Origin of the sequence: uncultured Pseudomonas sp. (assembly GCF_913774235.1) — a bacterium.
Classification (GTDB): Bacteria; Pseudomonadota; Gammaproteobacteria; order Pseudomonadales; family Pseudomonadaceae; genus Chryseomonas.
The window spans coordinates 207,942-216,263 of the sequence record NZ_CAJYDW010000002.1; the positions used below are offsets into that span (position 1 = coordinate 207,942).

General features: G+C 64.1%; 6 protein-coding genes. 4 read left to right on the forward strand and 2 right to left on the reverse strand.

Annotation, left to right across the window (positions count from 1 at the left end):
- Positions 1 to 14: 14 nt before the first annotated feature.
- Positions 15 to 1,013 carry a tripartite tricarboxylate transporter substrate binding protein gene (locus QZ471_RS01590; protein WP_295460565.1) on the reverse strand — a complete coding sequence of 333 codons (999 nt, stop codon included), beginning with the start codon at positions 1,011 to 1,013 and terminating at the stop codon, positions 15 to 17.
- A gap of 293 nt (positions 1,014 to 1,306) precedes the next feature.
- Here QZ471_RS01590 and QZ471_RS01595 point away from each other — a divergent pair, with 293 nt between their 5' ends.
- The 4 genes from QZ471_RS01595 to QZ471_RS01610 all read left to right on the forward strand — a co-directional run bounded on the left by QZ471_RS01595 (position 1,307) and on the right by QZ471_RS01610 (position 5,849).
- Positions 1,307 to 2,626 (forward strand): MFS transporter, encoded by a 1,320-nt coding sequence (locus QZ471_RS01595; protein WP_295460566.1) that lies wholly within the window; start codon positions 1,307 to 1,309, stop codon positions 2,624 to 2,626.
- Positions 2,619 to 3,569, forward strand: coding sequence for an amidohydrolase family protein (locus QZ471_RS01600; protein WP_295460567.1), 951 nt, complete (start codon positions 2,619 to 2,621; stop codon positions 3,567 to 3,569). Before QZ471_RS01595 ends, QZ471_RS01600 begins: the two co-directional genes overlap by 8 nt.
- Entirely contained in the window at positions 3,566 to 4,579 is a 1,014-nt protein-coding gene (locus QZ471_RS01605; protein ID WP_295460568.1) for a 4-hydroxythreonine-4-phosphate dehydrogenase PdxA, read from the forward strand. Before QZ471_RS01600 ends, QZ471_RS01605 begins: the two co-directional genes overlap by 4 nt.
- A gap of 94 nt (positions 4,580 to 4,673) precedes the next feature.
- A complete protein-coding gene (locus QZ471_RS01610) occupies positions 4,674 to 5,849 on the forward strand; it encodes an L-rhamnonate dehydratase (protein WP_295460570.1) in 1,176 nt (391 codons plus the stop codon).
- Positions 5,850 to 5,898: 49 nt separating this feature from the next.
- Here QZ471_RS01610 and QZ471_RS01615 read toward each other — a convergent pair whose 3' ends face one another.
- Positions 5,899 to 7,803 (reverse strand): UvrD-helicase domain-containing protein, encoded by a 1,905-nt coding sequence (locus QZ471_RS01615; protein WP_295460571.1) that lies wholly within the window; start codon positions 7,801 to 7,803, stop codon positions 5,899 to 5,901.
- Positions 7,804 to 8,322: the final 519 nt, after the last annotated feature.

An 8,322-nucleotide genomic window follows, 5' to 3' on the forward strand; every position in this document is an offset into this window, starting at 1 on the left:
TGTCGGTGCGCCAATCAGCGCTTGAGCCAGCCCGCTTCCTCGAACACCGGGGTGACCCGGGCGGTGTCCTGGGCGATGTAGTCCTGCAATGCCTGGCCTTCGAGGAAGGTCGGCACCAGAGCGTTGCGCTCGATGTAGGCCTTGAACTCCGGCGTCTGGCTGACTTTACGCAGGAGTTCCACGTAAAAGGCGCGCTGCTCCTCGCTGACCCCGCCCGGCAAGAGCACGGTACGCGGGAAGCGATATTGGTCGATACCCAGCCCCTGTTCCTTGCAGGTGGGTACGTCCGACCAGGCGCGGGTCTCGGTGACCTTGGCGGTATAGGCCATGCGCGCCTGGCTGAACACGCACAGCGGTACCACCTGGCCACCGCGCCACTGGCTCAGGCTCTCGCTGGGATTGTTGACGTTGGAGGTGATGTGCTTGCCGGCGAGCTGGGTGGCGGCCTCGCTGCCACTCTTGAAGGGGATGTAGGTAAGCTTGGTGCCCTCAGTGCGATTGATCAGCAGGGTCAAGGTCTGATCGACGTCCTTGGACTGGCTGCCCCCCATGCGCTTGCCGGCCGGATCCTGTTTGATGGCGTCGAGGTAGCCACGGGCGTCCTTCCAGGGCGCGTCGGCGTAGCTCCAGAGGATGAAGTCATCCTCGGCGATGGCCGCCACCGGGGTGAGGTCGGCGAGCTGGTAGCCGAGCTTGGCGGTCAGCGGCAGCAGGTAGACGTTGTTGGTGGCGATGACCAGCTTGTCCGCCTCGCCCTTGGCCATCTTCATCTCCAGGAAGGCCTCGGCGCCATTGCCGCCACCCTTGTTCATCACCACGGTGCTGGCGTCGAGCAACTGGTGCTGGGTGATGATCGACTGGATCAGTCGACCGAGCTGGTCGGTGCCGCCACCGGGACCACCGGCGACCACGATCTCCACCTTGCCTTCGGGCTGCCAGGCAGCCTGGGCGACGGGAGTCACCACAGCTGCCAGGCATAGGGGGAGGGTGGCGAGCAGGGAAAGGCTGCGCATGGGACTACCTCTTTCTTGTCGTTGTTTTGGGTGGGCCGAGTGTGCGCAGCCCAGGGCGAGCCTGACCACTCAAAATAAGGCATGCACCAATAGCCTGAGGTTATGTCGTAGCGGATCGATTCGCGGGAGAGCCGGCGCCAGAGGCCTTGCCGCGATACTCCCAAAGGGACCTATATCCTCAGGCTATACGCCTATGCGCAGATTTGATTAGACGGTTATCAACCTGCGACCGATAGTCGACCTCGCCAGCCGGCAGCTGAACACCCATAACAATAATCCCAGGGGTCCACGCCATGCTCTCGACGTCCCGTTCCTCACGCCTTGCCGATACCGCCGTGCCCACGGTGCTGCAGGCCTCCCGTGTCCGCTGGCGCATCTTCGCCATCATCTTCGGCCTCACCGTCATTAACCTGGTGGACCGCGTGTCCCTATCCATCGCCATGCCCACCATCGCCCGCGAATTCCAGCTGACGCCGGCCACCCAGGGGCTGATTCTCAGCAGCTTCTTCTGGGCCTATGCGCTCCTGCAGATTCCTGGCGGCTGGTTGATCGACCGCTACGGCCCCCGGCGGGTCATCGGCTGGTCCACCGGCCTCTGGGGCGTCTTCCAGACCCTTGCCGCCTTCGCCACCAGCGGGCTGTCGCTGATCTTCGCCCGGGTCGCCCTGGGCGCCGCCGAGGCACCGCTGTTCCCGGCCGGCGGCAAGCTCAATTCCCTCTGGCTGGCCTCCAGCGAGCGCGGGCGGGGAGCGGTGCTGATGGATTGTGGCGGACCGTTGGGCGTGGCCCTGGGCGGCCTGCTCATCGCCTACCTGATCGCCGTCTTCGGCTCTTGGCGCACCGCCTTCTTCGTCGCCGGCATCGCTACCCTGGCCATGGCTTGGCTGGCCTGGCGCTACCTGAGGGACGACCCGGCCGCCCACCCCGGGGTCAATGCCGCCGAGCTGGCGCGTATCAACGAAGGTCGTACCACTTCGGTGGCCCACGCGGCCAAGGCAGGAGTCCGGGGCCTGGGTATCGCCCGCCGCTCCCTGGCCGGCATCCTCATCGGTCGCGCCAGTTGGGCCATGGTCTTCTTCGGCCTGCTGACCTGGGGACCCAGCTACCTGGCCCAGGCCCGCGGCTTTGATATCAAGGGCATCGGCGCCGCGACCTTCGTCATCTTCCTCTGCGGTGCCGCCGGCTCCCTGGTCGGTGGCTTCCTCTGCGACCTGTTGGTACGCCAGGGCGTACGCCGTGGTCTCGCCGCCAAGGGACTGCTGTCCTGCTCCGGCCTGGTGGCGCTGGCAGCCTTCCTGCTGCTGCCGAGGCTCACCGATCCCTATGCTGCCGTGGCGCTGCTGTCGCTAACCGCCTTCTTCCTCATGTGGGGCAGCCTCTACTGGAGCTTCCCGGCCCTGCTGGCGGTGCCGGCACGGGTCGGGCTGATCGGCGGGGTGATGAACCTGGCCGGCAGCCTCGGCGGCATCGCCGTACCCATCCTGGTCGGCCTGCTACTGCAGCACCTGGGTGGCTATCCGGCGGTCCTGGGTTTCTTCGCTCTCTGCTCCGGCCTGTTCATCCTCGGCACCCTGTTGATCGCTCTGGACGAACGGGAGGTGCAGCATGACTGAGCTCTATGACGGCCCCATCGTCGACGCCCACCACCACTTCTGGGAGCCCCGGCGCAACTTCCACCCCTGGCTGTCCGGCGCGGAAACCATCCCCTTCCGTTATGGCGACTACAGCGCCATCAAGGGAGACTACCTGCCCGAGCACTACTTTGCCGACGCGGCCGGCCATGATGTGGTCCAGACCGTCTATGTCGAGACCGAGTGGGATCCGCGCGATGCCCTAGGCGAGACCCGCTACGTCCATGATCTGGCGCGTCGTTACGGGGTACCCAACGCCATGGTCGCCCAGGCCTGGTTGGATGCCGGCGATGCTGCCGAGCTGCTCGCCGCCCAAGCCGCCTTCGAACGGGTGCGCAGCGTCAGACACAAGCCCGGTGGCCCTAGCTGTCCGGAGGCGGTGGGTCGCCAGCGCACCCTGATGAGCGACGAGCGTTGGCAGCGTGGCTATGCCGAGTTGCAGCGGCACGGCTTGCACTTCGATCTGCAGACGCCCTGGTGGAATCTCGACGAGGCCTGCCGCCTGGCCCGGGACTTCCCGGCCATACAACTCATCCTCAACCACACGGGACTACCTTCCGATCGCAGCGCCGCGGGTCTGGCTGCCTGGCGCGCCGCCCTGGCTCGGCTGGCCGAGTGGCCCAACGTAGCGCTGAAGATCTCCGGTCTGGGGCTCGCTGGCCAGCCCTGGTGCGCCGAAGACAACGCCTGGATCGTCCGCGAGGCCATCGCCGTCTTCGGCCCGGAACGTGCCATGTTCGCCAGCAACTTTCCCGTCGACCGCCTGTGCGGCAGCTACGACACCATCATCGGCGGCTTCAAGCGCCTGGTGGCCGACCTGCCCATCTCGGCCCAGCGCCAGCTCTTCCACGATACCGCCCAGCGTCTGTACCGCCCAGTCGCCAGCGTCATCCGCCTGGACACTCACCTGAGGACTTCCGCATGAGCAATTCCACGCTTCCCCGCCTAGCCCTCGTGCTGGGTGACCCCGCCGGCATCGGCCCCGAACTCGTCGCCCGCCTGCTGGCCGATCCCGAGGTGCGCAGCCGCGCCCGCGTGGTGCTGATCGCCGACGAAGACGAAGCCCGCACCGGCATGCGCATTGCTGGCTGTGAGTATCCCTACACCTGCATCGACAGCCTGGACGCGCTCGATTTCCAGGATGATGTCCCCCTGCTGTATCCCTATCGAGGTACTGCCGAAGGTGCCTTTCCCCGCAGCGAAGCCAGTGTCGTCGGCGGCCGCTACAGCCTGGACACCCTGGCTGTCGCTCTCGACCTGACTCAGGCGGGCCACACCGACGCCATCCTCTTCGGCCCGCTGAACAAGACCTCCCTGCACCTGGCGGGCATGGGCCACAATGACGAGCTGCACTGGTTCGCCGAACACCTCGGCTACAAAGGGCCATTTTGCGAATTCAACGTGCTTGATGACCTCTGGACCTCACGGGTTACTTCCCATGTCGCGCTCAAGGACGTTCCCGGTCTGCTCAGCCAGGAGCGGGTGATCGAGGCCATCCAGCTGATCGACAACGAACTCAAGCGTAGTGGTCTGGCGCGGCCGCGCATCGGCGTCTGCGGCCTCAATCCGCACAATGGCGACAACGGCAGCTTCGGGCGCGAAGAACTGGATCTGATCGGCCCCGCGGTGGAGCGCGCCAAGGCCCTGGGCATCTCCGCCGACGGCCCCTATCCGGCCGACACCATCTTCCTCAAGGTCCAGGGCGACACCCGCGCCTTCGACGCCGTGGTGACCATGTACCACGACCAGGGCCAGATCGCGATCAAGCTGATGGGCTTCTCCCGCGGCGTGACGGTGCAGGGCGGCCTCCCCATTCCCATCGCCACACCCGCCCACGGCACCGCCTTCGACATCGCCGGCCAGGGCCGCGCCAACGTCGGCGCCACCCGCCAGGCCTTCGAAATCGCCTGCCGCCTGGGCACGTCCCGCCACTGATAGCGACCGAGGCGCCCCAGGCGCTTCCCGAATCCGCCGAACCAGCCCAGGGGGCTGGCAGGCCCGGCTCATACCCGAAAAAAGGAAATCCCTCATGAAAATCACCAGCGTCCGTACTCGCGTCTTCGAATGGAAAGGCAAGGTCGTCCCGCCCCAGGCACACTTCTGCACCAATGCCACCGACATCCTCTATGAGCGCGGCGACGCCATGGGTTCCTTCCGCTTCCATGGCTGGCTCGTGGTGGAGATCGAGACCGACAGCGGCCTTGTCGGTCTCGGCAACTGTGCCCTGGCACCACGGGTGGCCAAGGAGATCATCGACCTCTACCTGACACCCATCATCCTGGGCCAGGATCCCTTCGACAACGAATACCTCTGGCAGAAGATGTACCGCCGCACCCACGCCTGGGGTCGCAAGGGCATCGGCATGGCTGCCATCTCCGCGGTCGACCTGGCGCTCTGGGACCTGATGGGCAAGGCCGTGAACAAGCCTGTGTTCAAGCTCCTCGGCGGTCGCACCAAGGAAAAGATCCCCTGCTACGCCTCCAAGCTCTATGCCAACGACAACCTGGACCTGTTCCTGGAAGAAGCCCAGGGCTATCTCAACCAGGGCTTCGATGCCGTCAAGATGAGATTCGGCTATGGCCCCAAGGATGGCCCCGCCGGCATGCGTCGTAATATCGAACAGGTCCGCGCCCTGCGCGAGCTGACCGGGCCGGACGTCGACATCATGCTGGAGTGCTACATGGGCTGGACCCTGGAGTACGCCCGCCGCATGCTGCCCAAGCTGGCCGAGTTCGAACCGCGCTGGCTGGAGGAGCCGGTCATCGCCGACGACATCGAAGGCTACGTCGAACTCAAGAAGATGGGCATCATGCCCATCTCCGGCGGCGAGCACGAATTCACCTCCTACGGCTTTAAGGACCTGCTCGAGCGCCGCGCGGTGGACGTCATCCAATACGACACCAACCGCGTCGGCGGCATCACCGCCGCGCGCAAGATCAACGCCCTGGCCGAAGCCTGGTCGGTGCCGGTAATCCCCCACGCCGGTCAGATGCACAACTACCACCTGACCATGGCCAGCACTGCCTCGCCCATGGCCGAGTTCTTCCCGGTATTCGACGTGGAGGTGGGCAACGAACTCTTCTACTACGTCTTCAAGGGCGAACCCCAGCCGGTCGGCGGCTACCTGCAACTGGACGACGACAAACCCGGCCTGGGCCTGGAGCTGTCCGAAGAACATCTGCGCGACTTCGACATCATCGAGTGATGCCAAGGGTCGGCTCCTCGCTCAGGCGGAGGGCCGGCTCACTGGCTCGCTACAGGCCGGCCACCTGTGCCTGACGGGTGAACCACAATACTCGGCTCACCCCACGGGTCACCGCTACATAGCTCAGGCGCAACGCTTCGTCCGCACAGGCCTCGTCATAGCTCTGCTGAAAATGACCACTCACCGCATAGAGCGCATTGCGCAGCGGATGAGGCTGGAGTGGTTGGCCATCGTCCAGCACGATGGCCACTTCCGCCTGCAGACCCTTGGCCCTATGGATGGTGCAGGTTCGTATGCCTGGCTGGCGCTCGAGCTGGCTGTTCAACGTTTTCAGCGCGGCATTGCCGCGACTCATGATCATCACGGCACAGCGCTCCGGCTTCTCCCGTTCGCTCGCATAACGCCGTTGAGCCTCTATTTCCGCCAGCAGCAGCGGCAGTTGCCGGTTTAGATCGAACCTCGTCGTCACTCGCACGCCATGACCTTCCGGCGTCGCTTCCCGAGCCGCCTGGGTGCGCTTGTCCTGTTTCTGCCTAACCTTGGCCAGCAGCCGTTCGCCATCGGCCACGATAGGTGGAGACGAGCGATAGTTGGTACCCAGCATCAGCACCTGGCTGGGCGTGCTGCCGGGAAACCAGCGATCGAAATGAATGAACAGCTCGGGCGAGCTACCGCGCCACCCGTAGATGGATTGCCAGTCGTCACCGATCGCCATCAGCGAAGGCCCGGCTTTTTCTTCCGCAAGCCGTCGTTGTACCTGCTGCAGCCACAGCGCGATCTGGGGCGAGATGTCCTGGAACTCATCGATCAGCAGATGGGTGAAAGGCTCCAGGCGACCGATCAGTGCGCGGCTGGGCTTCTTCTGCAGGCGATCCGTCAGAATGGCGAAGGCACTATTGAAGGTGAACAGGCGCCGCTGCTTCAGCAACTTACCGAACTGCCGCCAGAACTGCTGCATGGCCTCCAGGAAGATACGATCCCGGGTCGAACATTCCAGCTGGGCACTCTTCAGCGAACCGACCCTGATGCCCAGGGCTTCGGCGAAGCAGGCCTGGCCATAGAACAGCTCCGGCAAGGGAGTAGGCTGACGCTCCCCGGTGAGTACGAAAGGCTGAAACAAGGCTGGCGAGGGTTCGATCTCTTCGGTGGGCGGCTCCAGGCCGAGCAATAGATGCACGCGTCGACGAAACCCTGGCTCCTGGCGATAGCAGTCGGCATAGGCTTCCAGCAGCAGTCCGCGCTGCTCATCGTTCAAGGTGGCTCCGGCCAGGAGGCCGTTTTCCGGCTCATCCCCCTGCGCCTGCTGGCCAGAAAGCTGCTCGAACCACTGCGTCACGCCCAGCTCCTTGCGGGCGAGCTGAGCCAGGGCCGAGTGGAAGGTCCGTACCAGTTCCCGTGCTGCCTCGTCCGTCAGCGGCCGTTCCCAGAACGCCAGTACCCTTTGCAGCTGACGACGAAGCTCTTCGCAGGAGGCCTTGGTAAAGGAAATGACCGTCAAGCGCTCCTGGGGGATCTCCAGGTAATAAAGCAGAAAGACCACGCGCAGTACCAAGGTCGTCGTCTTGCCCGATCCGGCACCGGCGAAAATCCTGGTCGCCGGCGCCTTGGCGAGGATCATCTTCCATTGCTCCGGCGAGGGCGCCTGTACCACACCTGCTGCCACCGCTTGCTCGACCCGTGCCCTTATCCGTTGCTCTTGGGCGCGTTTAGGCGTGAAGCCACTACTATAGATAGCGGCAGGGGAGGGGGTGGTTTGCGTCTGGACGTCCGGCTGGCGCTCGGCTGGGTGCTCTGCCGCAGCGGGAGCCGGAGCCTTGCGTCGTTGGCGTGGTTTTTTCGACTGCTGCCCGGCAGGCGCTGTCTCCGGCCCCCGCAAATAGAGCGAGGTCCGTGGAAACCAGTCGGTAAGCGTCTTGGTAAGCCGTTGGCGATAGCGGGCCAGTATTGAAGTCATGCAGTCCTCGAAACATCGTCTGCCGGCATCTTACCTCGCACAGGTGACAGCCCGGCCTCCGCTGGCCTTTTTGGTCGATATCCAAAGTTTCTCAAAATAACCTGTTGACCTGTCCTGAAACTCCCCTATAATGCGCCCCGCTTCCGGCGCAGACGCTGAAGCGGCTTGAAAATCAAGCACTTAGGTCTGAGTCGGGCGAGGGGTCCAGGGATTCTTCGCCGTTTGGTCTTCACCTACGGGTGGCAACGAAATGAAGTGGGAGGGGTTGACAGCGTCTTAGGATGCTGTAGGATTAGCCCCCCGCTGCCGCGATCGGTTGATCTGGTCGGGGTAGTGCAAGTGGTTGAGTTGAAACGAAAAAGTTCAAATCAACGCTTGACAGGATGTGAGGTTAGCGTAGAATGCGCGCCTCGGTTAGCGGCTACGGTCGCAACCAACTGCTCTTTAACAAGTTGAATCAAGCAATTCGTGTGGGTGCTTGTGAGATAAGTCTGATGTCGCAAGATTATCAGCAACACA